This is a genomic window from Lachnotalea sp. AF33-28 (assembly GCF_003477885.1).
GTDB lineage: Bacteria > Bacillota > Clostridia > Lachnospirales > Lachnospiraceae > AF33-28.
The window spans coordinates 1-25,909 of sequence record NZ_QUEE01000007.1 but is presented as its reverse complement, the minus strand read 5'-3'; the positions used below and the strand labels follow the sequence as shown (position 1 = coordinate 25,909).

The window sequence follows — 25,909 nt, the reverse complement described above, 5'->3', positions numbered from 1 at the left end:
AGCATCATGCAGGCGAATCGTCAGACGCATCATCATCCGTTCAGACCGGCATCGGTGATGCTTTCTTCCAGTTTGACAAGCATCTCGTCCACATGCTCTTTCTTTGCGACAAGCGGCGGCAGGAAACGGATCACATCGGTCCCTGCCGAAATCAGAATCAGTCCGTGATCCAAAGCGGCCTTAATGATGCCGCCCACCGGCCGATCAAATTCCAGCCCCTGCATCAGCCCCCGTCCGCGGCGGTCTGTGATGTGGGGATGTCTTGCCGCCAACTCATCCAGTTTCTCTGCCAGATAAGCCCCTGTTTCCCTTACATTATCCAGGATATGCAGTTCTTCAAACAGATCGAACACCTTAGACGCGGCCGCACATACCAGCGGATTGCCGCCATAGGTGCTTCCGTGGTCTCCGGCCTCCAGCGCCGCCGCGCGGCCTTTGCAGAGAAACGCACCCACAGGCAGCCCGCAGCCCAGCGCCTTGGCCACCGTCATCACATCCGGCTCCACCCCGTAATATTCGCAGGCAAACATGGTTCCCGTCCTGCCCATGCCGCACTGGATCTCATCGAAGATCAGCAGGATATCCTTCTCATCGCACAGCCTGCGCAGTCCCTGTATAAATTCCGGCGCGGCAGGGTAGATGCCGCCCTCACCCTGCACAGGCTCCAGCAGGATGGCGCAGGTCTTTTCATTGACCAGCGCTTTGACGCTGTTAAGATTGTTAAAGTCTGCGAAACGGATGTTGCCGATCAGCGGGCGGAACGCCTCCTGATACTTGGGGTTGCCGGTTACGGACAGAGCGCCCATGCTCCTGCCGTGAAAGGAATGGTTCATGGCGATTATCTCATGGTCCGTACTGCCATCCTTTTTAAACGCATACTTTCTGGCCGTTTTGATCGCGCCTTCAATAGCCTCTGTGCCGCTGTTGGTAAAGAATACACGATCCATATGGGCGGCCTTTAACAGCTTCTCCGCCGCATTTACGGCTGGCACATTGTAGTAATAGTTGGAGGTGTGCACCAGCTTATCCACCTGGGCCTTCACCGCGCTGTTAAACGCCTCATTGCGGTAGCCCAGGGCAAATACGGCGATGCCGGCGCAGAAATCCAGATATTTTTTACCGTCCAGGTCGTACAGGTACATGCCTTCCCCGCGGTCTAACACAATCTGATACCGGTTATAGGTATGTAAAAGCAATTGCTCCGCTTCCTCTATGTATTCCTTACTGTTCATGAAAGTATCTCTCCTCATTTCCGTTTAAGATGGCTGTCCCGATCCCTCTGTTTGTAAATATCTCCAGCAGCAGGCAGTGGGGAATGCGCCCGTCCAGGATATGCACGCGGCTTACGCCTTCCCGAAGTGCATCGATGCAGTTGGTGAGTTTGGGGATCATACCCCCGCCCACATTGCCGTTTTTTACGAAATCCTCCGCCTCTTCCACAGTCAGTTCGGAAATCAGCGAAGTCTTATCGCTAAAGTCTCTGTAGACGCCTTCAATATCCGTAAGAAAGGCCAGCTTTTCCGCGTTCATCTCTCTGGCGATGGCACAGGCCGCATCGTCCGCATTGATGTTATAGGTATCGAAATGGCTGTCATAACCGATCGGACAAACCACCGGCAGGAAATCTTTCTCCAGCAGGTCAAACAGGATCTTGGGATTCACCTGGTCGATCTCCCCCACATAGCCGATATCCTGTCCGTCGGAATAGCGCTTTGTCACATGCAGGAGGCCCCCGTCTTTGCCGCTGATTCCCACGGCCTTCACGCCCAGCTCCTGGATCATCTGGACCAGCCCCTTATTGACACGGTTTAACACCATCTCCGCCAGCTCCATGGTGGGAGCATCCGTCACCCGCAATCCGTTCACAAATTTCGGCTCCATGCCCAGCCGTTTCACCCAGCTGCTGATTTCCTTTCCGCCGCCGTGTACGATGATAGGCTTGAATCCTACGAGCTTTAACAGCACCACGTCCTTGATCACATTTTTCTTAAGCTCATCGTCCACCATGGCGCTGCCGCCGTATTTCACCACTATGATCTTGCGGTTAAACCTCTGTATATACGGAAGCGCTTCGATCAGCACCTCCGCCTTCTGCATAATCTTCTCATCCATCGCTTTATCCTCTTTTATCTTTTATCCTTTATCATTATTCACTTCCGGTCAGCCGCCCAACGTCCCGCTTTCTGCCGGGTCCCGGTCAGCTGCGGTAGTCCGCGTTGATTTTTACATAATCGAAGGTCAGGTCACATCCCCATGCCACAGCGCTCTCTTCCCCCAGCTTCACATCCGCGATGGCTGTCACCGCCTCCTGGGAAAGTATCCTGGTGGCTTCCTCTTCACTGTAGCCCGTGCTCATGCCGTTTTCCACGATCTTAAGCCTGCCCGCGCTGCTCTCGAAATAGATATCCACAGTCTCCGGATGAAAGGCCGCCCCCGAATAGCCCATTGCGCACAGGATCCTGCCCCAATTCGCGTCATGGCCGAATATAGCTGCTTTTGTCAGGTTTGAGGTGACGATGGATTTAGCCAAAACTCTGGCCTGTTCCTTAGTGGCCGCATGCTTTACCTGCACTTCAAACAGACAGGTTGCGCCCTCGCCGTCTCCCGCGATCATCTTGGAGAGTTCTTCCATGATCACATGAAGCGCTTCACAGAACGCGTCATAGTCCTCTCCCTCCCCGGTGATCCTGGCATTGCCGGCCATGCCGTTGGCCAGCAGCAGAACGCTGTCATTAGTGGAGGTGTCCCCGTCCACCGATATCATATTGAAGGTATCGGTCACATCACTGCTAAGCGCCTTCTGAAGCATCTCATGGGAGATATCGGCATCCGTCGTCACAAAGCAGAGCATCGTCGCCATGTTGGGGTGGATCATGCCGGAGCCCTTGCACATGCCCGCCACGGTCACGGTCACACCGCCGATCTGCGTCTCAACGGCCACTTCCTTCGGCCTTGTATCCGTGGTCATGATCGATTCCGCCGCTGTCCTGGCATCCTCTCTGGTCCCGCCCAGAAGAGGCACCAGCCTGGCGATACCGTTTTTGATCTTATCCATGGGAAGCTGCGCACCGATCACGCCGGTGGATGCAACTAACACCGCTTCCTTCGGGATATTCAGGGCTTTGCCCGCCTCTTCTGCCATATCCCGGCAATAGCCATATCCCACTTCGCCGGTGCATGCATTGGCAATACCCGCATTTACCACGACTGCCTGAACATATTCGGACTCGGTCACCGCCAGCTTATCCCACTTCACCGGCGCAGCCTTCACCAGATTGGTGGTAAATACACCCGCGCCGCAGCATGGTTTCACGCTGTATATCATGGCCATATCCCTGCGGTTTTTCTTTATGCCGGCCTCTGTGCCGGCGGCTTTAAATCCTTTCGGAGCGGTCACTCCGCCGTCAATTTTCTTCATATTTTCTCCCATCCTTTACAATCATTTCCGCTGTCTGAGCTGTTATCGTTATGCTTTTCTCCCGTGTTCTCTTACGGGAACATCGGTACCTGCATCAGCCCTTCGGTTTCCTCAAAGCCAAACAGAAGGTTCATGTTCTGCACCGCCTGCCCTGCGGCGCCCTTGATCAGGTTATCCAGTGCGCCCATCATGACCACACGGTTGGTTCTGGGATCCACCACATAGTTGATATCCACATAGTTGCTCCCTTCCACCCATCTGGTTTCAGGCGGAGTTTTTCCCGCAAGGAGCCGTATAAACGGTTCGCCTTTATACTGTGTTTCATACGCATTCCTGATCTGCTCTTCGGACACGCCCGGCAGCAGGTTCGCATAAGCGGTGACAAGAATGCCTCTGTTCATCGGCACCAGATGCGGCGTAAAGCTTAGCACCACATCCGTGCCGCAGGCATAGGACAGCTGCTCCTCTATCTCGGGGGTATGTCTGTGGGATGCCACACCGTATGCCTTAATATTTTCGTTGACCTCGCAGTAAAGGTTGTTCACCTTGGCGCCGCGGCCGGCCCCGCTGGTTCCTGATTTGGCATCGATAATGATGGTGGCCGGATCGATCAGTCCTTCCTTTACCAGCGGATACAGAGTGAGAATGGAGCAGGTCGTATAACATCCCGGATTGGCTACCAGTCTCGCGCCCTTAACGGATTCACGGTTCAGTTCACAGAGTCCGTACACAGCCTCCTCAATGAACTGCGGGCTCTTGTGCTCAATCCCATACCATTTTTCATAAACGGATACATCCTTTATACGGAAATCCGCGCTCAAATCCACAATCTTCACTTTAGAGAGAATCTCTTCATTCACCAGCGAAGCGCACAGTCCCTGGGGGGTTGCCGTAAAAATCACATCCACCTGGTCAGCCAGCGCTTCCATATTATCGTCCATGCATTTTTCATCCACCAGCCGGAACATATTGCCGTAAACATCGGCATAGGGCTTTTCTATGTAGCTTCTGGAACCGTACCAGACAATTTCAGCCTCCCTGTGCTGCAGCAGCAGACGGACCAGCTCCGCGCCCGCGTATCCCGTAGCGCCAATAATACCTGCTTTAATCATCTTTTCCTCACTTCCGCGCCATCTTCCGCGCGCTTTCTCTTTTAACTTTATTTTAGTACAATCAAACACAAATATCTACAGATAAATCATAGAAGATTTTGTGCCGCTCCCCCATCGGTTTGTGCGAAACTGCTTTAAGCTCATTTTCGGTGGGTGATGGTTCATAATTATACATCTATGTTGAATATTATGCAATATATTTTTTTAGTTTATGAAAAATTCCTCTTGCTATTTCGGTTATGTTGTTGTATATTTATTAAACCGAGAGCGGGAGTGTTACCGGTTGCGCCCTTCCAAAAGCTGCAACGGTCAGGGACATGTAAACCGCTTCCGGCAAACTGCATAATTAATGTTTATTTTAGGAGGCTATACATATGAAGGAAAAAGTGATTCTGGCCTATTCAGGCGGCCTTGACACCACAGTTATCATCCCCTGGTTGAAGGAGAACTACAATTACGATGTAGTTTGCTGCTGCATCGATGTGGGGCAGGGAAATGAGCTGGACGGACTGGACCAGAGAGCGAAGGTATCCGGCGCTGAAAAATTATACATTCTGGACGTGGTGGATGAATTTGCAGACGATTACATCGTGCCCTGCGTGCAGGCCGGAGCCGTTTACGAAAATAAATACCTGCTGGGAACTTCCATGGCCCGCCCGCTGATCGCAAAGAAGCTGGTGGAAATCGCCCGCAAGGAAGGCGCGACCGCAATCTGCCACGGCGCCACCGGCAAAGGCAATGATCAGGTGCGTTTTGAGCTGGGCATCAAGGCTCTGGCACCCGACTTAAAGATCATCGCTCCCTGGAGAACCTGGAATATCTCTTCCCGTGAGGAAGAAATCAAATACTGTGAGGACCACGACATCTATCTGCCCTTCTCCGCGGACAACAGCTACAGCCGCGACAGAAACTTATGGCACATCAGCCATGAAGGTCTGGAGCTGGAGGATCCTGCACAGGCTCCCAACTATGAGCATCTGCTGGTGCTGGGCGTAACGCCCGAAAAGGCGCCGGAAGAAGGCGAGACCATCAGCCTCACCTTTGAAAAAGGCGTACCGAAGACATTAAACGGCCAGGCCATGAGCGCGGCCGATATCGTGAGAGAGCTGAACAGGCTGGGCGGAAAGCACGGCATCGGCATCATCGATATCGTGGAGAACCGTGTTGTGGGAATGAAGTCCCGCGGCGTATATGAGACTCCCGGCGGAACCATCCTGATGGAAGCGCATAATCAGCTGGAGGAGCTGATCCTGGATAAGGACACGATGGCATGCAAGAAAGAAATGGCCATCAAATTTGCCGATATCGTCTACAGCGGCAAGTGGTTCACCCCTCTTAGAGAAGCCATTCAGGCTTTTATGGAAAAGACCCAGGAGAATGTGACCGGCGAGGTGAAGCTGAAGCTGTACAAGGGCAACATCATCAAGCAGGGCACCGTATCCCCTTACTCCCTGTATAATGAAAGCATCGCTTCCTTTACTACCGGCGAGCTCTACAACCATCATGACGCCGAAGGCTTTATCAACCTGTTCGGTCTGTCCCTGAAGGTGCGGGCGATGAAACAGGCTGAACTCGATCAGAAGAAGGAAAACAAATAATATAAGTGCCAGGCGCACCCTGTTATATGAAAAAGAATCCCGTTTTCGGGATTCTTTTTCATATGTATAAACGTATGTATTCCGGCGCCTACCGGCAGTGCTTGAGCCACTGTCCGGTGAGTATACGGGCAAAAAAGAATAAGGATCTGACAATCCAGTCACATACCATCGCGGCCCATACGCCAAGCAGCCCTAACCCCAGATATCTGCCCAGCACATAGCTTAGGACGATTCGGAACAGGAACATGGATGCGATGGAAATAACCATGGTAAATCTGGCGTCGTTTGCCGCACGCAGGGCATTCGGCATGGTGAAGGACGGCGGCCAGAACGCGATACAGCATACGCTGTGCAGCATCGCCACCTGCCACGCCATCTCTGCGGCTTCCGGCGAAAGGCTGTAAAAACTTACGATCTGACGGCAGAATACCATAATGAACAAATTCAGCACCGCGATGGCGCTGTGGGCGATGGCCATCAGCCGGAACACATAGCCCTTGGCCTCTTTATAGCGCTGCGCCCCTATGGACTGCCCCACCACCGTCACCATCGCCAGACTGATGGCGGAGCCGGGGATCACCTCAAAGGAGGCGATCGTATTGCCGACCGCATTAGCGGCGATAGAGGCCGTGCCGAAGCTAGCAATCAGGCCGGCCACCATCAGCTTGCCCGCCTGGAAGATGCCGCTCTCAAGGCCTGTGGGTACACCGATCTCCAGAATCTCCTTTGTCAGCTTCCACTGGATGCCTTTGCGGATATCCCTGTCGATATGCAGCACTTTTTTCTGATCGGTGATGATCTTCAGCATGATCAGCGCGGCCACAATCCTGGAAACCAGGGTGGCTGTACCCGCGCCCGCAGCTCCCCACCCGAGACCGTAGATCAGCAGCGCGTTGCCTCCTATATTAATGAAGTTCATGCAGGCGGAGGTCTGCATGGAAATCTTCGAGTTGCCCATGGAACGGCAGATCGCCGCAGCCCCGTTATACAGTCCCAGAAACGGATAGGACAGCGCCGTCAGATAGAAATAAGTTCTGGCATTGGCCATCACGTCCGCATCGATATGCCCGTATATCCCGCTTAAGATAGCTTTATTAAACAACAGGGAAATTACGGCCAGAAAAATGGACAGGCCCGTAACCGCCAATACCAGCTGGTTACAGGACATACACGCTTTTTTTTCATCCTTCTTGCCTAGATAATAGGAGGAAACCACCGCCCCTCCCGTGGCCAGGGCAGAGAAAACGTTGATCAGCAGTATGTTCAGCGTGTCTACCAGGGATATGCCGGAAACGGCTGCCTCCCCTACGCTCGATACCATGACCGTATCCGCCATACCGACGGTTACCGCCAGAAACTGTTCTATGATCAGCGGTCCGATCAGCACCGCAAGCGCCTTTTTATCGAACAGCTTTTGAGGCTTCTGATTGTTTGTCTGCATATGTTCAGCATTCATATCCTGATTTTTCTTATCCTGCATTCTTCAGGGCCCGTAGGCCCGGCACCTTCCTTCTTACCGGTAATTCACTCTTTCTTTATGCAAAGGACACGCGCCGTATTCACCCGGTGAGTACGGCGCGCTTATACAAATCCTCTATTCTCATATAAATCTTCTGATCGACAGAATCGTCCGGAAAGTCGCGCTTCCCGTAGTGATTCCGGATTTCGGATTGCTGGCATGCACAATCCTTCCGTTGCCCATGTATATGGCCACATGTCCGGCGTAGCAGATCACATCGCCCGGCTGCGCCTCTGAATAGGCCACACTGGTGCCGGCAGTTCTCTGGGCCGATGAGGAACGGGGCACGGATATACCGAAATTCTTGAATACGGACTGTACAAATCCCGAACAGTCCGCACCGTTTGTCAGGCTCGTGCCGCCCAGCACGTAGGCGTTGCCGATAAACTGGCAGGCATAATCCACGATCTCCCTGCCCTTTGCTGTGCCTTCATTGTTGCCGAGCTCCGATGCGCTCTGATCCGGCTTAAGGGATCCGCCGGAGGATGAACCGCCGGCAGCGGCCTGCTCCTTCTTCTTGGCGTCTTCCGCGGCCTTTTTGGATGCTTCTGCCGCTTTCTTAGACGCTTCCGCCGCTTTCCTGGATTCCTCCTGCAGTCTCTTTATCTCCTGGGTCTGCTTGGTCAGCTGCGCCTGATAATTCTTCGCCTTTTTCTTAGCGGCGGCTAGCTGTGCGTCAAAATCAGACGCAGTCTTCTGTTTTTCATCTATCAATGCCTGCAGGGACTGCTGCTCCAGCTCATATTCCCCCCGCATGCCTTCCATCTCGGCCTTCTCCGCTTCCAGAGTTTCCTCCAGATCAGCCACCTGTTCGGTCACCGCGATGAACTCCTCCAGCTTCTGCCGGTCATAATCATATATTTCCTTCACATACTCCGCTTTGTTCAGCATGCTGGAAATGCTGTCGGATTCCAGGAAAATGGATATCCAGTCGCTTTCCCCCTGTTCATACATATAGCGGATACGCTGCTTCATGGCTTCATACTGGCTGTCCTGGTCTGCCTGCGCAGCCTCCAGATCCACCTTCGCCTGTTCGATCTGCTGATCCTTTTCGCTCATCTCTGTTTCAAGGATATCGATTGTCATAAGCAGCTCCACCAGCTGATCGTCCAGCTGATCCAGCTCTTTCTGCAGCCGCTTGGTATCCCGCTCCAGATCTTTGATGTCGTCCTCCACGGAGTCCAGCTGTTTCTGTGTTTTCTTCTTTTCTGACTGCAGATCCTTTACCGAGCTGGCTGATGCCGTCAATACGCTGGTCAGACAAATAATCAGGGCTAACATAAATAGTGTGAGTCTGTGTTTTTTCTGCATAACTAACATCCTTTGCATATCCGTAAACATATCATTGGTTACATACATCTTACATTCTAACTGAAACTTATTTAGAATGCAAGATGAATACACCGTTGTTTTATGTAATCGCCTTATTCTTCCATCTTCCTTTTTTATAAAACACTACCGTCACCAGAGCGCCCAGCACCCAGGATATAAGAAGCGATACAAACAGGCTGTCCGGAGAGCCGGCAGGCAGGCTTTCGCTGCGGGTGGCCCAGGCCATGGTATAGGCGATGGGAACACGCACAATTACGGTGGTAAACAGCGAAATCCACATCGGCGTCATCGTATCGCCGGCTCCGCGCATAACGCCGGAAAGAATCTGTGTCACAGCCATGGCGATATATCCCACCGCCAGAATCCGCATCATATGTATGCCCAGCTGCACCACGCGCTCCGTGCTCGTAAACATCCGCATCAGCCCTTCTCCGAAGATCAGTATGGCCGCAGTCAGGCAGACGGAAACAATCAGGCCCAGCCTCATGCCGTCCTTTGTGCCCTTTTCCACTCTCTCCAGTTTTCTGGCGCCGATATTCTGCCCGGCAAAGGTGGTCATGGCCGTTCCGAAGGTGAAATTCGGCATCATGGCAAAACCGTCCACCCTCATAACCACGGTGGAGCAGGCAATGACATCCGTACCGAAGCTGTTGGTCAGAGACTGCACCACCAGGGCTGCCATCGAAAATACTGCCTGGGTTAATCCGGAAGGCAGTCCCAGTCTGGTCAGCTCCGCCACCATCTTGCGTTCCGGTTTGAGCGTATGCCGGTTCAGTGTCATCGTATCCTTCATCTTAAGAAGGCGCAGTATGCACAGCAGCGCCGACACCGCCTGCGCGATGATGGTCGCCCAGGCCACACCTGCAACCCCCATTCGAAACACCGCCACAAACAGCAGGTCCAGCACGATGTTCAGCCCGCAGGCCACCAGAAGAAATACCAAAGGCATCACAGAGTCGCCCAGCCCTCTTAAAATACCGGATATAATATTATAATAGGCGCAGCCCGCAATACCAATAAAGATGATATTGAGGTATGTGCAGGACATCTCATAGATATCCTCCGGCGTCTTAAGCATGCTCATAAAAGGCCGCGTCATCGCCACTCCCAGCACCATCATGACAATGGAGGTCAGCAGTGTGAGCGTAATCGTACAGCCCACCGTTTTGGAGAGCTGCTCCTTTTCCTTCGCCCCAAAATACTGCGCCACCATTATGCTGGCCCCGGTGGAGATTCCCATAAACAGTACCAGTATCAGATTGAGCAGCGGGTTGCTGGCGCCCACAGCGGCCAGCGCGCCGTCTCCCACGTATTTCCCGACCACGATGGAATCCACCGTATTGTAAAGCTGCTGGGCCAGATTACCCACCAGCAGCGGAACCGAGAACTGCACCAGACAGGATGCCGGGCTTCCTGTTGTCATATCCTGCGCGCCCACGAATTTTTCCAGTTTAAATGCCATAATTCATCCCTCTTACCGTATTTCCTGTATCTGCCGCCTGTCAGACAGCCTTAATCATCCGCAAGCATTTCCCGAAGCTTATCCGCCGCCGCTTTCGCAAGCCTTATGTGGCTGGCCTCGTCGTAATGCACCTCATCCTCTCCTGTCACGGCATATACGCCCGCATCCAGGAATTCCACCCCGAGCGCATCCGCCATCTCACGGTACTCTTCTGCCAGAAGGCAGGATTTCTTCACCGCGTACTCATCGAACAGCTTGCCGATGGGCGATTTCATCAGATTGTTCCCAAGAGGCGCCGGTGCGATGAGCAGCACCTTCGGCACAGGATACCCATGGCCGTATTCGCATCTTAGCACTTCCTTGGCCAGTTCTCCCGCTCCTGCAGCGATGTCATACGGCGTCAGAGAAAATCTGCACTTCAGATCATTGGTTCCCAGCGCGATCACCACCGCATCCAGCGGACGGTGCGAATGCAGACAGGGAAGCAGGTAGGTCCTTCCGTTTTTATGCATCTCCAGCGGATCATCCCAGACTGTGGTCCTCCCGCCGCATCCTTCCTCAATAATCGCACATTCCTCCCCGAGCTCCTCCTTCAGGCTGATGGGCCAGCGCTTCTCCCACCTGCCCAGCCCATCCGGACGGGTCCCCCAGGTATTGGAATCCCCATAACATAATATACGTTTCATTCCCGCATCTCCTCGCATTCATCCATTCATTGGTTTTAACCCGCTTTTTGACAAGTATGAAATCCATTCTATCATAAAGAACCTATTATGTACATGTTTTTTTGATCCGCAAAAAGGCGTGAAAAAGGCGGGAGGCAGCCGCTTTCACGCTTTAAAAATCGCAAAAGCGGCAGCTCCCCGCCGTGTGAAGGCAGGCATATAAACACATTTTTTTCAGGTGAGCGTTCCCAGTGGCTTCAGGAACATCGGCTGCAGCACAAATATTCTCTCTAAAAAATCGGACATATCCAAAGCCTCCCATGGCAGGCTTCTGGTCTGATCCATACCCTCTTCTGTTTCCGGCACGCCCAGGAAGCGGTCGGCCAGCACTTCGATCAGCACGTCCCTGCCCTGTGTCTCCAACACATAAGAGGCCAGATAGGGATTATCCGTCACGATTCCGTCAGCGCCGGCTTCCAGTGTCCTGCGCATCTGCTCCTCATTGTTGACCGTCCATACATAAACCGGTTTTCCGATTCCGTGCAGCCGAGAAATCAGGCCCCGGGTTGCAAACGTGGCCTCAATGCTGAACATATCCGCTTCCTTCAGCCCCTCGAAATCTCCGTAAGCCACCGCTGTGATATAGGCGGTCTTTATATCCGGATTCAGCTCCTTCACCTTTTTTAGAATCGCATCGTCCATGGAAGCGATTACACACTGCGCGGCGGCATCATACCGATCGATCAGAGAAAGCACGGCCTCCTCCATGCCGCTTCCATGGCCGTTATTTTTCAGTTCAATCATCAGGCGTATCCGTCCTTTCGCTTCGGCAATCATCTGTTCCAATGTGGGAATCCTATTGTCTTCCGGCAACGAATCAACTCCATCCTTCCGGTAAAGCGCTTGTATCTCCTCCCAGGTGATATCCCATATATTACAGTCATATCCGGTCACACGCTTTAAATTGGTGTCATGAAGGACGACCAGCTCTCCGTCCTTCGTCTGCTGTACATCTATCTCCGCCATATCAGCCCCGCCGTTTTTGGCTTCCTTAAGCGCCGCTACGGTATTTTCCGGAGCGAACAGGGAGCCTGCGCGGTGGGCGACCACCTGTGTCGTCAGGCTGTCCGCGGGATAGTATACATAATACCTCATCTCTGAATAGAGCGTCAGAAGTACAAACAGCACGGCCAGCCTTGTCAGGCCGCGCAGTTTTGAGCGCCTGCTTTTCTTCCTTATACGTATGTCCTGAAGGTTATCCCCGCGGCAGTGATAGTACAGGACCGTTATCAGACCGAAATTGAGAGTCATGCCAAAAACTGCGGTCAGTATCTGCCCCAGCATCCGAACTCTCGAAAAGGCAAACCAGAAATTATGCTGGGCTTCTGCAGCGCCTGCCGAAGTGTACTTCGTAAACAGCAGCAGCCCTCCCACCACCAGCCCCCCCGCCAGGGACGCCAACAGGGAAAAGACCGCCACCCAGACAATCATATAAATCACCGTACGCAGTTTCCGGCCCCGCTGAAGGTTTATGCTGACGCGGCACGCCTGCCGGAAGCTTCTCCTGTTAAGCACCATCTCATTGATGCTGAAAATCCAACGCAGCAGCAGGACTTCCATTCCCACAACCAGTGCGCCGTACAGAAATCTCAAAACAGTTTCTTCATTAATAAAGTCTACAATAAATTCCGGTACGGCCAAAGTGCTGACCGGTCCTGTAGTAAGCGGTATGCCTGTCAAGGGTATAATCAGCATCACAAAGGGTACCATCAGCAGATTGCGCGGCTGAAAGATCCGTAAGGCGCGTGAAACGGCGCCGCGAAGCAGTGACAGCACACTGACCGATTCTCCGGTGAGCCCGGCCTCACAGTACAGCACGATTGCCGCCATCTCCACATACACATAAAACGCCGTAGCGAGAAGAAGCAGAAGAACAATGAGGACGGCCGGTAAATCGCTAAAAATCATCGCTATATTTTCCTGGGACAAATACGACATACCTGCCCGTCTCATTGCATAGCTTAATATATCCTGAAAATACGGTGTCAAAAATATCAATAAAAATTTGTAGGTCAGCTCGAAAAACAGAAGCGTCGTCCAATCCCACAGCAGCAGGCGGCATACGCTGCTGAAGGTATGCATTTTCTGCCCTTCTTCTCTTCTCTTTCTTTTCATCTTCACTCTCCACCCAGCTCTTTATCTTGTAACCGCATTGTTCTCCCGGCAGGACAGGCGGCTTTATTCTTCACTCATGCGTTAGCGCGCCCCTGTTTGCCAAGGTGCAGCCCTGCGCGCTCTCTGCGCCAGCTTTGTGCCGGCACCCAGACAAACTCCGCTGCGGCCACAGCCAGAAACGCAAGCATACCAGCCTGGCTTAACGCCATACCAAACGCGAGCAGCGGGACGTTGTACTCAAGTTCCACCCGATGCTCTCCTGCCGTGATGGGAAAGCCTAAAAAAGCGCCGTTTACCTTCTCGGGCGTCACTTCCACGCCGTCCACCCAGGCACGGAAACCGGAATCAAAAGGAATGCTCATTGTAAAATACCCGTCCGCAGATGCCCGCACCTGACCGCTTATTCTTCCGCCTTCCATGCTCCCCGCATCCGCCTTAAATGCATCTGCATCCGATACGGCAGACCGGATCAGACCGTAATCGGTTTTCCATGCCTTAAACCCTGAAAGCTCATAGCTGCCGGCGCTGAATTCCAGCGTCAGTTTCTTCAGCCCTTCAGCAGATGAAAGCGCATAGAAAAAATCATAATTACCGTTAGGATAAATCGTATCCTCCACATCCAGATAGTTGACAACCCCGTTGGCTTTAATTGTCACATTTTTACCGTCCCTCGGATTCACATGAAACTGCAGCATTAAAATATCCTGTTCCCCCAGCATATCCAAATCAAGCTGAACTGTAAAGGGGGATTCGGCATGAATCTTATAATTTCCATCTGCATCTTTTGGCATCATGAGATCCAGGTCCACAGGCACAGGCCGAAGGGAGCGTGATGAGGCGGCTTCCTGGCCGCTCTGGCCGACCACCACATTTTCAAGCATTGCAAGCGGCTTCTCCGCTTCGCTCAAGCGGCCGAACTCCTCCTGCCCCATCACTGCAGAACGCGCATATCCCAGTGGAAGCACCGCATCGTTTTTATAGAGCACACCGCTGTCTGTCCGGCCTGCGGGGCTGTATCCCGCAGGAGCAGCACCGTCGGAAACCAGATATTTAACGCCCATCATGGTCTCAAACAGTATATTGGCGCTGTCGGATGCCGTAATGGCGTTTCCCGCCCGGTTCGCATTATAAAAACCGCTCTTATACAGATCCATGTAGTCCTTATTATAGGAAGAAGAGTAAATCGATGTGCGAAGGCTGTGGGGGCCGTAGGATATATTAGAAGATGCGGCGTCCTGCGTTAGATCCTGGAAACGTGCGGGTTCCTCCTCGTTCTCCAGCGCCTCTTCCACCGCATCACGCCTGCCGGCCGCATAAATCCGGTCCATTTCCTCGCTTTTCATCAGCGTATCGCTGCGGCTGGCTCCGATGCAGACACAGCCGGCAATCACCAGCATGGGAACGGTGAAATAGTTCCGGTTTTTCTTTTTTGCAGCATACCAAAGCGTGGCCGCAGTAATGGCCATATCCGCAGCAAATGCAAAACAGACGGGAAAGGTGAAAAACACAGCAAGCAGCGCACCGGCCGGTATCAGAACCTTAAAAAACTTTTTCTGTCCCGCGAACTGGTCCAGATTCTCCCAAAATATGCTGATCGAATACACCGCCAAAGGCAGAAACGGGATCAGGGATTTTCCCCGCACATACAGGCCGCCGTTAAGCAGATAGCGGATGCCCGGTATAAAGATCACAGCGGCGAGAAAGCCAGCCAGAAACCTGTGTTCCTTCTTCCCGGTAAAAAACAGGCCGACAAACGCGGCGGCAAACACTGCGGTCAGCCCCATGCCATAGGTCTGATACAGGGCCGGCATCAGATCCGGATCAGGCAGCAGCAGGCTTAAGGCATTCATCTGCATTCCGCCGTCCTCTGAACGCCCTCCTGCCAGCGCTGCCAGAGACGGCATAGTGAGCACGCCGCTCATTAAAACCGGAATCACCATAAGCGCTGCAAACCGAATACCTTCTTTCATAAAAGCTTTATTGTCCCAGACACGCTGTCTGCGGTAAAAGCAGAAAATACCGTACCCAGTTACCGCCAGTATACCTCCTACTGCAAAAAAGTAGCTTGTCATGATCATCAGAAAAACGCCCGTGATCATCAGAACCGGTTTATTCTGTTCAAAATACCGGTCGACGCCCATCAGGGCCATGAGCAGAAAAGGCATATAATTAACAAACATGAGCTGCTTATGGCTGTGATAAAGCATAGGCGATGCAAATAGAAAGAAGAGGGCTGCTGCGGCCGCCGTTTTTTCACTTCTGCCGTTTCGCTTCATCCAGACATAGAACAAAAGACCGGAGGCCACATAGAGAAGTATGCTGGAACACATTACATAATCCGCCATCGAAACCCACGGCAGCAGATATGATATTAAAATAACCGGGTTAAGCAGCCCGTAATAGGAATATTGAAATGTGTTCTGCCCGCCTCCCAACTGCGGTATGAACTTGGGTATGAGCTCTCCGGTCCTGTAAAAAGCGGAACGGAAATACTCCGGCAGCACGCTGTGCTGCGCAAACCAGTCCACTTTCGATCCGAAAACCTCTCCGGGACTTAAAGTCAAAAGTACCATAAGCAGTGAAACACCGGCCAGAAACAGCATTGTCTTCCACCGGATTTCTCTTTTCTGTTCGTTCATATCGTCTCCCCCTTGATGCATATACGTTTCATTCTGCTGCCTATTTTAAAGCGTAAATCTTTCATCCGGCCTTGATTTTTCTTAAAACTCTTTGTATAAAAACGAACATTTTACGAAAGGGTTTCGTCTAAAATGTAAAAGTTTTGAAAGAATTCAATGCTATGATTGGTTTTGTAATGAAACGATTAGCAGTGTCCCGGCCAAAAAACGCCGGGTCCGCAGAGAGGAACCGATATGAAAAAAAAAATTCTGATTCTGATCAGCATTCTGATCATTCTCATACAGATTTATCTGCTGTCCGTGCTGGCTATATCAGCACTTTATCCTATCTCTCATATAAACGAGGAGGATCTTTCCTACTTAAGGCAGAAAACAAAAGGGATCAATCATCTCATGATCGTCGCACACCCGGACGATGAGAGCATCTGGGGCGGCGCCCACCTGCTGGAGGAAGATTATCTGGTGGTGTGCCTGACAAATGGCAGCTGCCAGGCCAGGGAGCAGGAATTTCAGGCTGCGCTGGAACAAACCGGTGATGTGGGGATCATTCTGAATTATCCGGATAAGATCCTGGGGCTTAGAAGCGGCTGGAGGTTTCAAAGGAAATCCGTCATCCAGGATCTGGAAAAGATTCTGTCGCTGAAACAATGGGATACGGTGGCCACCCACAACCAGGACGGCGAATACGGCCATATACAGCACCGTCTCACACACAGCCTGGCTCTGCGTGCGTTTGACAGCACCGCAGCGGATCATCCCAACGCAGCACTCTTCTGTTTTAGCACATATCATGACCCGGACAGTGTAAAAGAAACCGGGGCACCGATGTCTGATGACATGCTGAAACGTAAACGCACTCTTTTATCCGTCTATCACTCCCAGAGCTTTATCGATAAGAGCTTCGGCCATATGTTTCCATATGAAGCCTGGCAGCAGATCCGCTGATGCTGCCGGGTTTTTTATTCAATAGGAAAATTCTTTTTCATTCCGCTCTTTCGTTCCATCCCATACATCTGTTTTCCCCTCTTTAATTTCTTTGCTTATTCATAGTAAATAATTCGTAAGTATATAGTACCAATTTTAGTACCTTTCACGTTTATTTATAGTACTAACAGTTAAAACAAATTAAGCCTTAAGATAATAGCAGATGCTTCTGTAACCGCTATCAGAGGGTGACCTCTTCAGGAAGGAATAGTTATATGGAGATGAAACAGTTCAACCCGGATTGTCCTGAACTGACTCTGGTGCTTGATAATATCGAACGTCTGCGAAAGGCAAAGGGACTTTCCAAGAACAAGATGGCAAAGGCGGGTAATATACCAAAATCCTCCTTATCAAATCTCGGTAAGAATACGCCCGGCCTGATCAATCTCTGCAAGCTCGCACGGGGACTTGATGTATCGCTGGCACAGCTTTTTTCCACAGCGGATACATATCCGGATCTCACCGACCGGCAGGAGGAGCTGCTTAAGCTGTACGATCTCATGGATACAGGCCGCCAGCAGCAGCTTTTAATGTACGCCAGAGGTTTGGCCGGCATTATGCCGGATTCATAAAATCCGCACCACGAAACAGAATCCCGTTCCAAAATGACGAACATCCCGGTCGGCCGGCCGAGATGTTCGTCATTTTTTATTCATTCACTTTTTACCACTTTCACTGCGACCAGATCCGTGCTTGTCTCATACAGAGTCAGTTAGACGATGGAGATACCCCGATAAGTTTCCTTTATTTTCTTATTTATTATTACGTTTTTTTAACATCCTGATTACAATCCTTACATTTCTGCGGACGCCGTTGTATTTAAAATTCCGTCAAGTATAATAGTATTATCGCAGCAGAAAAAGGTTAATGAAATTGTAAAATTTACCTGCAACTTTTATTTTCCTCTCTGAGTCTAATCTAATAGATCGTTAATTCTATCTTGGGAGGCGGACATGAGACATAAGAAAAAAGTATATTGTTTATCCCTGACAGCAGCAGCCCTTCTTCTGGGATATATGGCTATTCCGGGAACTCCTTCCTCCATTCAGGCGCAGCAGACCATACAAGGCATTGAAAAAATCGCCGCTCTGGAACAATCGGATCCTGCGGCCATAGAAAAAGAGATTCTGGCCATGGAGGCACAGGAGACAGAAGCCTCTTCCGGCACTGAGGCACCCAAACAGGCCGAATCCTCTGACGGCAGCCGGACACCGGAGACGGCAGTCCCGCCGGAAAGCGGACAGGATCCCGGACAGACAGCCCCTGCGGATCATGCACCGTTACCCGGAGAAACAGCCCCAGCAGAAAACCGTGAAGACGCCGGGGAATCGCAGCCCACAGAAACAGCCGCATCCAGGGTGGACCGCGAGATGAAGGCCCTCTTTACCGGCACCGTCATCATGGGCGATTCCATCACCGAAGGCCTTCTGGACTATGAAATCCTGGACAAAGAGATTGTAATCGCTAAAAAGGGAATGACCGCCGGGGCGGCCTCCGATGAAATACAGACCGCAATCACCCTCTCCCCCAAAGCGGTGTTCATCGCCATCGGCATGAACGATCTGGAATATTACCGCGGAGACGGCGGCCGCTATAAAAAAGCCTACGAGGCGCGGATTCAGGAACTGCGGGACGCGCTTCCCGATGTACCGATTTACATCAACTGCATACTTCCCATCCAGCAGAAGGCCATCGACAAAAAACCGGTTTACGGCAATGTGGACGCTTTTAATCAGGAGCTTCAGGATATGTGCAATGAACTGGGGCTGACTTATATCGACAACGCCGGACTTTTGGACGGCCTGGAAAATATTTATCAAAAAGACGGCATACATGTCAAGAAGCCATATTATCATCTGTGGCTGGAGCATATGGCGGAAACTGCAGGTCTGGAGAGGAGCGGGGATGGACCGACTGATTAGAATGCTGAAACTGCTGCTCCTTGTGCTGCTGGCAGTGATGATCATGGGATTTATAAAAAGAGCGCGCGTACAGGTTAATTTTGATGACCTGGCAGATGCCGTATGCGCCGGCATCGATACAGATACCCTGAAGCAGGCGGACAGCCGCGCTTTAAAAAGGCTCTACGGCATAAATTCCGAGGACCTGGCAGGTTTTGTGCTCTATACTTCCATCGAAAGCATGGATGTGGACGAATTGCTGCTGCTTGAGGTGAAATCCCCTCAGCTCGCCGATGCGGCGGAGCAGAGCATATCCAAACGCATAGACAGCCAGCTGGCTAACTTTGAAGGCTATGGCGCGGAACAGACGAAGCTGATCCGCGATCACATATTGACCGTCCGGGGAAATTATCTGCTGTTTGTGATTTCTCCGGAAGCGGAGACTTACAGCAGGGCGTTTATAAAAGGACTGAAGACACCCTGACCTGATCTGACTTGGAGGATACTTATGGTTTTCAGCAGTATTTTATTCATCTTTACCTTTCTTCCGGCTGTGCTGCTTTTATATTATCTGGCGCCGGCCCGTTTCAAAAACATCGTTCTGCTGATTTTCAGCCTGTTCTTTTACGCATGGGGCGAGCCGGTCTATGTTCTGCTTATGATATACAGCATTGTATTTAATTATGTGATGGGAATTGATATACACAGAAAATCAGACAAGCCCGCAAAAGCACGCTTCAGCCTGCTTACGGCTGTAGTGGTCAATTTATTTTTGCTGGGCTTTTTTAAATACTACGGGTTTCTTGCGGATAACCTGAATCTGGTTTTACCCGTGAATCTGCCGAAGCTTTCTCTGGCGCTGCCTATCGGACTCTCCTTCTACACCTTTCAGACACTTTCTTATCTGGTGGATGTCTACCGTAAGAAAGTGCCGGTTCAGAAAAACATTCTGTCTTTTGGGCTCTATGTATCCATGTTCCCGCAGCTTGTGGCCGGCCCGATCGTGCAGTACAGCGATGTGGCCCAGCAGCTGAAAAACAGGACTCACTCTCTCGCCAAATTCGGACAGGGGGCGCAGTATTTCATCTGGGGACTGACCAAAAAGGTGCTGCTTGCCAACAACTTAGGCAGTGTGTTTCAGACCGTTCAGGCGCTGCCGCAGATGTCCACGCTGTCGGCCTGGGTGGGTGTGCTCTGCTATACTTTCCAGATCTACTTTGATTTCAGCGGATATTCGGATATGGCCATCGGCCTGGGCAAAATGTTCGGGTTCGATTTTAAGCCCAACTTTGACCATCCCTACTGTGCGGGCAGCGTCACTGATTTCTGGCGCAGATGGCATATTTCTTTAGGGGCCTGGTTCCGCGAATATATTTACATTCCGCTGGGAGGCAATCGGGGCGGGGCGGCCAGGCATATCCGCAATATCCTGATCGTCTGGATGCTGACCGGTCTCTGGCACGGCGCCAGCTGGAATTTCGTACTGTGGGGCCTGTATTATGGCATTTTCCTGGTCATTGAAAAATACGTGCTGAAAAGTGTGCTGGAGAAACTGCCGCACCTGCTGCGTGTTCTCTATACCATGCTGATCGTCATGATCGGCTGGGTATTTTTCTTTTGCAGCGATCTGGGAAGCGCGGCCACTTACCTGGGCACGCTGTTTCATATGAACGGCGGCCCACTGTTCGACAACGTCGGCATATACTATCTTTATACCGGCCTGATCCTGCTCGCCGCTGCCGCGCTGGCATGCACACCGTTTTTTTATAACATCTGGATGAGAGCCGCGAACACGGTAAAGAAACGGCAGATCTTTCTGTATTCCGCCCTGCATACCGTTTTATTCTTTTTATCGGTGGCTTATCTGATTAACGATACCTACAATCCGTTCCTCTATTTCCGCTTTTAGGAACGCGACAGGAGCAATAGAATGACGAAAAAATCCAAGAAAAATATGTTGAAAAGCTGCGCTTTGCTGGGTATCCTTTTTCTGGCATCCCTGGGACTGCTGCTGGCATTCAATGCCCTGCACAAAGACCGGGCCTTTTCAGAAACCGAAAACCGTATGCTGGAGCAAAGGCCTGTGCCGACCGCCGAATCGGTTTTAAGCGGACGGTTTATGACTAAATTTGAAAAATATCAGACGGACCAGTTTGCATTCAGGGATCTCTGGGTGAAAGTTAAGACCACTGCCGATCTAATCCTGGGCAAGCGGGAGTCCAACGGCGTCTATCTGGGGAAAGACGGATATCTGCTGGAGGCCTGCGCCTATCCGGATTCCAGACATTATCCGCAGAACGTAAAGGCCATCCAATCCTTTGCAAGGGTCCATCCGAGCCTGAACATATCCATGATTGTGGTGCCGGATGCCGCTGCCGTCCTCACCGATAAGCTGCCGTCTTTCGCACCGGTTCCGGATCAAAAGGAAATGCTTGATAAGCTGTATGCCTCACTGGAAACGGATCTGACCATGATCGACGTCTATCCGGCCCTCTATTCTCATCGGGAGGAAGAGCTTTATTACCGCACCGACCATCACTGGACTACGCTGGGCGCTTTTTATGCCTTCAGCGCCGCCGCAGGAACCCTTGGCATCAGCCCGGAGGATAATAAGAATCAATTTTATCCGGTTACAGAAGATTTTAAAGGCACTCTGGCAAGCAGGAGCGGCTATTACGGTCAGAAGGATACCATCTCCGTCTATCTGCCCCAGGAGGCGGAAAAACTGGTGGTACATTATGTGGAGGAGCAGAAGAAATCTGCTTCCCTCTATGTCAGCAGCAAACTGGACGAAAAGGATAAATATGCCGTCTTTCTGGGAGGCAATTATCCTCTCGTGGATATACGCACAGAATCCGCAAATGAAAGACGGCTGCTCCTGATTAAAGATTCCTACGCCAACTGCTTCGTACCTTTTCTGACTCCCTATTACCGTGAAATCGTTATGGTGGACCCACGTTATTATTATGGAGACATAGAGGAGCTGATCGGCGAAAAACAGATCAGCGATGTGCTTTTTCTGTATAATGCCAACACTTTCTTTGAGGATAATTCCCTCCATGATGTGCTGAACCGGTTTCAATAATTGTTTGAAACTGGTTCTTTTTTTCACGTCAATTTACCACATCTTCATAACAAGAAAGTACATTTACAATGGCCGGCTTTGTGATAGAATCGCGATAGAAACGATATTCGCGGGGGATATGGCAATGGCCGATATTAGATTGTTAGGAAAGTATTTTCTGGGGAGGCTGCGCCGTATCTATTTCATGGCGCTGCCGGAAAGCAAGGCGGACCTGAAAAAAAGCCGCGTCTGTTACACAATCGGCGACTCCGCTGTACAGACAATCGGTAACCTGACTGCGGGCACGATTTTTGCATCTCTGATGACAAATATCGGCGTCTCCGATGCTAATATCGGCGTTATCATCTCCCTGGCCAGCCTTGCCGCAGTATCTCAGCTTCTGACCATGGGGCTTACAAATCGTCTCAAAAAGTATAAGCTTCTGGTATGCTTTACCGCATCCGCGCGAATACTGCTGTCCTTCATCTTTTTTATCCCTCTCCTGCCCATAACCGACGCGCAGAAAATGTGGCTGCTCATCGGCTGTTTTCTGACTGCCCAGGTCTGTGCACAGATCGGAGGGCCGGCGGCTTCTGACTGGATCGCCAGTCTGGTGCCGGCCAAACTGCGCGGACGTTATCTGTCAATCAAGGATTCTTCCGTGGTTCTCTCGGTATCCGTAGCCCTGTTGATTGCCGGCGGAATCCTGGACTTCTTTAAAAGCAGAAATATCATCATTGCCTTTATCATCATCGGCATCATCATATTTTTGCTGGTTGTGATCAGCACCACCGCCTTCAGCTGCATGAAGGAGCCCCGGCTGGCGGATACGGACGCCTTGGGACGGGAGATGCATGGACATCTGGCTAAGAAAAACAATGCGGAACAAAATTCCGGCAGGCATATAAGCCTGCCGGCCGAATTGAAGGCAGCGCTGCTCTCACCGAAATTCAGGGCTGTATTCTTCCTGAATATTATGTGGATGAACTGCGCCTATATCAGCGCCCAGTTTAACGCCAGTTATCAGATCAAGGAACTGAACCTGTCCTATACGTTCCTCATGGTGATCGGCTTTATAAGCAATCTGCTGCGTATCTACATCACGCCAAAGATCGGCAGATACGGGGACTATTACGGCATGGCACGCGTGTTAAAATACTTTATACTGACGCTCGGCATACAGTATCTTCTCCTTGCTTTCACGGTTCCCGGCAATGCTTATATCATGACGGTCATACTAAGCCCGGTGGGCGCCGTAGCCTATTCGTTTATCGGAATCGGCCTCTTCGGCATACAGCTTGATCTCATTAACCGTGAACGCCGCATGATACAGCTCACGCTGGTCTCCTCTCTGGGCGGCCTGTACGGCTTTGCGGTATGTGCGCTGGGCGGCAGGCTGCTGGATTATTTCCAGAATAACCCGCTGGTGCTGTTCGGCCACAGCCTTTACGCACAGCAGGTATTAAATGTGCTCGGCTTTACAATGACCGCTCTGACCTTTTTGTATATCAAGCTGGTGGTACAGAAAATAGATGCGGAGGATAATACAGCCGATGGTGAATTATAAATAAACCGAATGATCGAAAAAAAAATGCTGCAAAGCCATTCACCGGCTTTGCAGCATCCTTTTTGCTTTAACGTGTGCGACAAGATTCGAACTCGCGACCTTCTGATCCGTAGTCAGACGCTCTATCCAGCTGAGCTACGCACACATATATATAATAAATAATTCGGAGTACGAAACAACGGATGTTCACCGTCCGTATTTCATACAATGCCGGCGACCGGAATCGAACCGGTACGGGAGATTAGTCCCGCAGGATTTTAAGTCCTGTGCGTCTGCCAGTTCCGCCACGCCGGCAATTTTGCACTGTGTGCAATGGGGCCTATAGGGCTCGAACCTATGACCCTCTGCTTGTAAGGCAGATGCTCTCCCAGCTGAGCTAAGACCCCAACAAAACGACCCAGAACGGACTCGAACCGTCGACCTCCGCCGTGACAGGGCGGCGCTCTAACCAACTGAGCCACTGGGCCATATGCTGTTATGTAATCTTTACCTTTAGTAAGGTTAGTGGACCTTCGGGGACTCGAACCCAGGACCGACCGGTTATGAGCCGGTTGCTCTAACCAACTGAGCTAAAGGTCCATATTACATAGTGACTCCAGGGGGAATCGAACCCCCGTTACCGCCGTGAAAGGGCGATGTCTTAACCGCTTGACCATGGAGCCATATTTCGGAGCCGGGCTCCTGTCAATCTACGGCCGCTGTCTTAAGCGACCGTAGAATATATTAGCATAATTCCAGCTCTTTTGCAAGCCCTTTTTTTACTTTTTTTATTCAAACTTTTTGTTACTGAAGTGAAAAGTTTATTTCCACTTTGAAGGGGGCAAAGTGGATTTTAATCTTACACCTATTTCCACTTCCCTCAATGTGGCATTTAGTATTACACTTTAGATACCTGGCAGCCATTGGAAAGGCAGGTATCTTTATGCGTGAATCCAATTCTTTTTCCCATTTGACATTAGAGGAAAGACGTATCATTCTTGCCGGCATTACCAATGGTTCTTCCAAGACCGCCATCGCTGAGACCATAGGGAAAGATAAATCCACCGTCGGCAAGGAAATCCGCCTCCACCGCTCACTGACACATAAATGCAAAATGCCGCTGGAATGCTGCAATTACCGCAAATGTGTATACGGCAGGCAATGTACTTTGGACTGCCCTGAGTATGTCCCTTTCAAGTGCTCCAGGAGGGACCGGACCCCCGGCGCATGTAACGGCTGCTCCAAATGGTCCAAATGCCGTTTTGACAAGTATCAGTATTGGCCTGAAGATGCACACCACGAATACAGGCTGACACTTACCGATGCCCGGGAAGGGGTCAACCTCACTGTTTCGGAGGCAAAGGCAATGGCCGGGGTCATCTCCCCTTTGTTAAAGCAGGGGCTGTCCCCTTTCCAGATACTGGCCGCCCATCCGGAACTGCATGTCTCTGAAAAGACGCTCTACAATTACATTGAGAGTGGTGTCTTTCGTGAGATAGCCGGCATCACAGCCCTGGACCTGCGCAGGCAGGTCTCCAGGAAGATCCCTAAAAAGAAATCACAGAAATACAAAAAGCGTGCTGACCGTAAATACCTTCAGGGACGCACTTATAAGGATTACAGACAATACCGCGAAGAGAACCCCGACGTTTTTGTCACCCAGATGGATACCGTCTATAATGATGAAGCGAAGGGGCCGTTCATACAGACCTTTAAGTTCGTGGAGGCCGGGGTGCTCTTTGCTGTCCTCCATGCTTCCAAAACCGCTGATTCCATGAAAAACGGCGTTGACCTGCTGGAATCCGTTCTTGGCACGGGGCTGTTCAGGAAATATGTACACATTCTTTTGACAGACAGGGGCTCCGAGTTCACCGCAGCCGATGCCATGGAGATGAGCCCTGATGGCACCAGACGCACACGTGTCTTTTATTGTGACCCCATGCAGTCCGGGCAGAAAGGCACCCTCGAAAACAAGCACATCGAGCTCAGATATATCCTGCCCAAAGGGACTGATTTACGGTTTCTGGGGCTTGTTGACCAGGATGCGCTTAACCTTGTCCTCAGCCATGTTAATTCCGCCCCTGTGGAAAAACTGGGCGGCAAGAGCCCGCTTGAGCTTGCTGACTTCTTGTACCATGATTTATACGAAAAGCTTGAGACTTTCGGAATCCATAAGATAGAGAAAGATAAGGTCGTGTTAAGACCTTACCTTCTCAAAAAATAAACAATACAGATGGCTGTCAGGACGAATTACATAATTCCATTTCCAAGTGGAATTTAGTCTTGCACCGCACAAATGTTCGACTAAAGTCCGCTCTTTTTGTATGCCCTAAAATACGCATAAATCCTGGTGGCTGCTTCATCTGATGAATAAAGTGTAACATTTATTTCTACTTATTGGAATAGAAAAATGACATTTACCCCTATTTTGTAAGAGTAAATGCCACTTATTTTTCAACCGTTTTCAAAGTGGAAATAAACTTTTCACTTCAGC

Annotated in this window: 19 protein-coding genes and 6 tRNA genes; 9 read left to right on the top strand and 16 right to left on the bottom strand. The window is 51.0% G+C overall.

Translation table 11 applies throughout. The features are described from left to right. Window positions 1–32: 32 nt before the first annotated feature. The 4 genes from DWZ56_RS10990 to argC all read right to left on the bottom strand — a co-directional run bounded on the left by DWZ56_RS10990 (window position 33) and on the right by argC (window position 4,530). Window positions 33–1,232, bottom strand: a complete 1,200-nt coding sequence (locus DWZ56_RS10990) for an aspartate aminotransferase family protein (RefSeq protein ID WP_118556694.1) — start codon at window positions 1,230–1,232, stop codon at window positions 33–35. Next, the gene (argB, locus tag DWZ56_RS10985) at window positions 1,222–2,112 is read right to left on the bottom strand and encodes an acetylglutamate kinase (RefSeq protein WP_118556693.1); all 891 of its coding nucleotides are present in this window, start codon (window positions 2,110–2,112) and stop codon (window positions 1,222–1,224) included. The genes DWZ56_RS10990 and argB overlap by 11 nt, the downstream gene beginning before the upstream one ends. Before the next feature lie 85 nt (window positions 2,113–2,197). Next, window positions 2,198–3,418, bottom strand: coding sequence for a bifunctional glutamate N-acetyltransferase/amino-acid acetyltransferase ArgJ (gene argJ / locus DWZ56_RS10980; protein ID WP_118556692.1), 1,221 nt, complete (start codon window positions 3,416–3,418; stop codon window positions 2,198–2,200). A gap of 71 nt (window positions 3,419–3,489) precedes the next feature. Next, window positions 3,490–4,530: an N-acetyl-gamma-glutamyl-phosphate reductase gene (gene argC, locus DWZ56_RS10975; RefSeq protein WP_118556691.1), complete on the bottom strand. Its 1,041-nt coding sequence runs from the start codon at window positions 4,528–4,530 to the stop codon at window positions 3,490–3,492. 374 nt (window positions 4,531–4,904) lie between these two features. Between argC and DWZ56_RS10970 the strand changes: the two genes are divergently transcribed. Next, on the top strand, window positions 4,905–6,128 hold the full coding sequence (locus DWZ56_RS10970; RefSeq protein ID WP_118556690.1) for an argininosuccinate synthase: 1,224 nt from the start codon (window positions 4,905–4,907) through the stop codon (window positions 6,126–6,128). An 88-nt stretch (window positions 6,129–6,216) separates the two neighbouring features. Here the strand turns inward: DWZ56_RS10970 and DWZ56_RS10965 are convergent, their stop codons facing one another. The 6 genes from DWZ56_RS10965 to DWZ56_RS10940 all read right to left on the bottom strand — a co-directional run bounded on the left by DWZ56_RS10965 (window position 6,217) and on the right by DWZ56_RS10940 (window position 15,920). After that, window positions 6,217–7,608, bottom strand: coding sequence for an MATE family efflux transporter (locus tag DWZ56_RS10965; RefSeq protein ID WP_243095188.1), 1,392 nt, complete (start codon window positions 7,606–7,608; stop codon window positions 6,217–6,219). 120 nt (window positions 7,609–7,728) lie between these two features. Further along, complete coding sequence (locus DWZ56_RS10960; RefSeq protein WP_118556689.1) at window positions 7,729–8,958, bottom strand: C40 family peptidase; 1,230 nt, start codon at window positions 8,956–8,958, stop codon at window positions 7,729–7,731. Between the two features lie 100 nt (window positions 8,959–9,058). Next, on the bottom strand, window positions 9,059–10,441 hold the full coding sequence (locus DWZ56_RS10955; RefSeq protein WP_118556688.1) for an MATE family efflux transporter: 1,383 nt from the start codon (window positions 10,439–10,441) through the stop codon (window positions 9,059–9,061). A 50-nt stretch (window positions 10,442–10,491) separates the two neighbouring features. Further along, window positions 10,492–11,127 (bottom strand): SGNH/GDSL hydrolase family protein, encoded by a 636-nt coding sequence (locus DWZ56_RS10950; RefSeq protein WP_158584540.1) that lies wholly within the window; start codon window positions 11,125–11,127, stop codon window positions 10,492–10,494. 213 nt (window positions 11,128–11,340) lie between these two features. Continuing rightward, on the bottom strand, window positions 11,341–13,281 hold the full coding sequence (locus tag DWZ56_RS10945; RefSeq protein ID WP_118556686.1) for a glycerophosphodiester phosphodiesterase: 1,941 nt from the start codon (window positions 13,279–13,281) through the stop codon (window positions 11,341–11,343). 74 nt (window positions 13,282–13,355) lie between these two features. After that, a complete protein-coding gene (locus tag DWZ56_RS10940) occupies window positions 13,356–15,920 on the bottom strand; it encodes a YfhO family protein (RefSeq protein WP_158584539.1) in 2,565 nt (854 codons plus the stop codon). Between the two features lie 234 nt (window positions 15,921–16,154). Between DWZ56_RS10940 and DWZ56_RS10935 the strand changes: the two genes are divergently transcribed. From DWZ56_RS10935 to DWZ56_RS10905, 7 genes are all read left to right on the top strand, one after another. Next, window positions 16,155–16,865: a PIG-L deacetylase family protein gene (locus tag DWZ56_RS10935; RefSeq protein ID WP_118556684.1), complete on the top strand. Its 711-nt coding sequence runs from the start codon at window positions 16,155–16,157 to the stop codon at window positions 16,863–16,865. Window positions 16,866–17,119: 254 nt separating this feature from the next. Beyond that, window positions 17,120–17,476, top strand: a complete 357-nt coding sequence (locus DWZ56_RS10930) for a helix-turn-helix domain-containing protein (RefSeq protein WP_118556683.1) — start codon at window positions 17,120–17,122, stop codon at window positions 17,474–17,476. 381 nt (window positions 17,477–17,857) lie between these two features. Continuing rightward, window positions 17,858–18,826, top strand: coding sequence for a GDSL-type esterase/lipase family protein (locus DWZ56_RS10925; protein ID WP_118556682.1), 969 nt, complete (start codon window positions 17,858–17,860; stop codon window positions 18,824–18,826). Further along, a complete protein-coding gene (locus DWZ56_RS10920; protein WP_158584538.1) occupies window positions 18,810–19,289 on the top strand; it encodes a DUF4358 domain-containing protein in 480 nt (159 codons plus the stop codon). Before DWZ56_RS10925 ends, DWZ56_RS10920 begins: the two co-directional genes overlap by 17 nt. A gap of 24 nt (window positions 19,290–19,313) precedes the next feature. Then, window positions 19,314–20,714 carry an MBOAT family O-acyltransferase gene (locus DWZ56_RS10915; protein ID WP_118556680.1) on the top strand — a complete coding sequence of 467 codons (1,401 nt, stop codon included), beginning with the start codon at window positions 19,314–19,316 and terminating at the stop codon, window positions 20,712–20,714. Between the two features lie 21 nt (window positions 20,715–20,735). Beyond that, window positions 20,736–21,890, top strand: a complete 1,155-nt coding sequence (locus DWZ56_RS10910) for a DHHW family protein (protein WP_243095187.1) — start codon at window positions 20,736–20,738, stop codon at window positions 21,888–21,890. Window positions 21,891–22,014: 124 nt separating this feature from the next. Continuing rightward, window positions 22,015–23,436, top strand: a complete 1,422-nt coding sequence (locus DWZ56_RS10905) for an MFS transporter (protein ID WP_118556679.1) — start codon at window positions 22,015–22,017, stop codon at window positions 23,434–23,436. A gap of 71 nt (window positions 23,437–23,507) precedes the next feature. Here the strand turns inward: DWZ56_RS10905 and DWZ56_RS10900 are convergent. The 6 genes from DWZ56_RS10900 to DWZ56_RS10875 all read right to left on the bottom strand — a co-directional run bounded on the left by DWZ56_RS10900 (window position 23,508) and on the right by DWZ56_RS10875 (window position 24,098). Beyond that, window positions 23,508–23,581: transfer RNA gene (locus tag DWZ56_RS10900), tRNA-Arg, on the bottom strand. A gap of 63 nt (window positions 23,582–23,644) precedes the next feature. After that, window positions 23,645–23,730: transfer RNA gene (locus tag DWZ56_RS10895), tRNA-Leu, on the bottom strand. A gap of 19 nt (window positions 23,731–23,749) precedes the next feature. Further along, window positions 23,750–23,822 (bottom strand) — tRNA-Val (locus tag DWZ56_RS10890). A gap of 7 nt (window positions 23,823–23,829) precedes the next feature. Further along, window positions 23,830–23,903: transfer RNA gene (locus tag DWZ56_RS10885), tRNA-Asp, on the bottom strand. 38 nt (window positions 23,904–23,941) lie between these two features. Further along, window positions 23,942–24,015, bottom strand: a tRNA-Ile gene (locus tag DWZ56_RS10880). Between the two features lie 11 nt (window positions 24,016–24,026). Further along, window positions 24,027–24,098 (bottom strand) — tRNA-Glu (locus DWZ56_RS10875). A 260-nt stretch (window positions 24,099–24,358) separates the two neighbouring features. On the opposite strand from DWZ56_RS10875, the gene DWZ56_RS10870 reads away from it, so the two are divergent. Continuing rightward, window positions 24,359–25,639 (top strand): helix-turn-helix domain-containing protein, encoded by a 1,281-nt coding sequence (locus DWZ56_RS10870; protein ID WP_118556678.1) that lies wholly within the window; start codon window positions 24,359–24,361, stop codon window positions 25,637–25,639. Window positions 25,640–25,909 lie beyond the last annotated feature (270 nt).

Coding starts and splice junctions, on each gene's coding strand:
- DWZ56_RS10905 (WP_118556679.1), top strand. CDS start 22,015: ATGGCCGATATTAGATTGTTAGGAAAGTATTTTCTGGGGAGGCTGCGC.
- argB (WP_118556693.1), bottom strand. CDS start 2,112: ATGGATGAGAAGATTATGCAGAAGGCGGAGGTGCTGATCGAAGCGCTT.
- DWZ56_RS10970 (WP_118556690.1), top strand. CDS start 4,905: ATGAAGGAAAAAGTGATTCTGGCCTATTCAGGCGGCCTTGACACCACA.
- DWZ56_RS10930 (WP_118556683.1), top strand. CDS start 17,120: ATGGAGATGAAACAGTTCAACCCGGATTGTCCTGAACTGACTCTGGTG.
- DWZ56_RS10965 (WP_243095188.1), bottom strand. CDS start 7,608: ATGCAGGATAAGAAAAATCAGGATATGAATGCTGAACATATGCAGACA.
- DWZ56_RS10950 (WP_158584540.1), bottom strand. CDS start 11,127: ATGAAACGTATATTATGTTATGGGGATTCCAATACCTGGGGGACCCGT.
- DWZ56_RS10920 (WP_158584538.1), top strand. CDS start 18,810: ATGGACCGACTGATTAGAATGCTGAAACTGCTGCTCCTTGTGCTGCTG.
- DWZ56_RS10925 (WP_118556682.1), top strand. CDS start 17,858: ATGAGACATAAGAAAAAAGTATATTGTTTATCCCTGACAGCAGCAGCC.
- argJ (WP_118556692.1), bottom strand. CDS start 3,418: ATGAAGAAAATTGACGGCGGAGTGACCGCTCCGAAAGGATTTAAAGCC.
- DWZ56_RS10955 (WP_118556688.1), bottom strand. CDS start 10,441: ATGGCATTTAAACTGGAAAAATTCGTGGGCGCGCAGGATATGACAACA.
- DWZ56_RS10960 (WP_118556689.1), bottom strand. CDS start 8,958: ATGCAGAAAAAACACAGACTCACACTATTTATGTTAGCCCTGATTATT.
- argC (WP_118556691.1), bottom strand. CDS start 4,530: ATGATTAAAGCAGGTATTATTGGCGCTACGGGATACGCGGGCGCGGAG.
- DWZ56_RS10915 (WP_118556680.1), top strand. CDS start 19,314: ATGGTTTTCAGCAGTATTTTATTCATCTTTACCTTTCTTCCGGCTGTG.
- DWZ56_RS10940 (WP_158584539.1), bottom strand. CDS start 15,920: ATGAACGAACAGAAAAGAGAAATCCGGTGGAAGACAATGCTGTTTCTG.
- DWZ56_RS10945 (WP_118556686.1), bottom strand. CDS start 13,281: ATGAAAAGAAAGAGAAGAGAAGAAGGGCAGAAAATGCATACCTTCAGC.
- DWZ56_RS10870 (WP_118556678.1), top strand. CDS start 24,359: ATGCGTGAATCCAATTCTTTTTCCCATTTGACATTAGAGGAAAGACGT.
- DWZ56_RS10990 (WP_118556694.1), bottom strand. CDS start 1,232: ATGAACAGTAAGGAATACATAGAGGAAGCGGAGCAATTGCTTTTACAT.
- DWZ56_RS10935 (WP_118556684.1), top strand. CDS start 16,155: ATGAAAAAAAAAATTCTGATTCTGATCAGCATTCTGATCATTCTCATA.
- DWZ56_RS10910 (WP_243095187.1), top strand. CDS start 20,736: ATGACGAAAAAATCCAAGAAAAATATGTTGAAAAGCTGCGCTTTGCTG.